The sequence below is a fragment of the Pseudomonas sp. SAS7 genome, assembly GCF_052112345.1.
Taxonomy (GTDB): Bacteria; Pseudomonadota; Gammaproteobacteria; order Pseudomonadales; family Pseudomonadaceae; genus Aquipseudomonas; species Aquipseudomonas putida_Q.
The window spans coordinates 1-836 of sequence record NZ_JBEGGO010000052.1; the positions used below are offsets into that span (position 1 = coordinate 1).

Here is an 836-nt window from a genome sequence, read left to right on the forward strand (position 1 = left end):
TCAACGGCACCAGCGGTTCGATCACCGTCACTGCTCCGGACAACGTCTATACCGGCACTAACGCTCCGGTAGTGAAGGCCATCCAGTCGGTCACCGGCGCGGATGTCGGCAAGTTCGAGCAGCTGACCCTGGACAAGACTCCGGTCAGCACCACTGTCACCGACGAGCCAGGTTCGGGCACTCCGGGCACCGGCAACCAGGGCGACCTGGTGCTGGTCACCATCACCGCCGACCAGACTTCGGTGGCCGAGAACGTCAAACCGACCTTCACCGTGCACATCAACACTGCCCTGGCCAACGACCTGGTCGTGACCTTGAGCAACAACGCTCAAGTCACCATCAAGGCCGGCCAGACCAGCGCGCCCTACGAGCACGCGGCCCAAGGCGACGACGTCTACAAAGACTCCGGTGAAATCAGCCTGGGCATCAAGTCGGCAGCCGACATCGGCGGCCGTACCTTCGAGAACCTGCAGTTGGGCGACGCGGCGAAGGTCAACGTCACCGACACCACCGACGAAGTCATCGCGAAACTGACCGCGACCCCGTCGGTCACCGAAGGCGGCGTGATCACCTACACCGTGACGCTGACCAACAAAGATGGCCTGCCGATAAACAACCACGGCGCCTTGACCTTCACGCTGAGCGACGGCAAAACCGTTATCACCGTACCGGCCAATGGCACCAGCGGTTCGATCAGCGTGACCGCTCCGGACAACGTCTACGTGGGCGCCAATGACCCAGTGATCAAATCGATCGCCTCGGTCAGCGGCACTGATGTCGGCAAGTTCGAGCAACTGACCCTGGACAAGACCCCGGTCAGCACCGCCGTCACCGAC

The 836-nt window shown here is 62.4% G+C and carries 1 protein-coding gene; it reads left to right on the forward strand.

The window, feature by feature from the left end:
* On the forward strand, positions 1 to 836 hold an 836-nt coding region (locus ABI582_RS28645; RefSeq protein WP_442120986.1), incomplete at both ends, for an immunoglobulin-like domain-containing protein.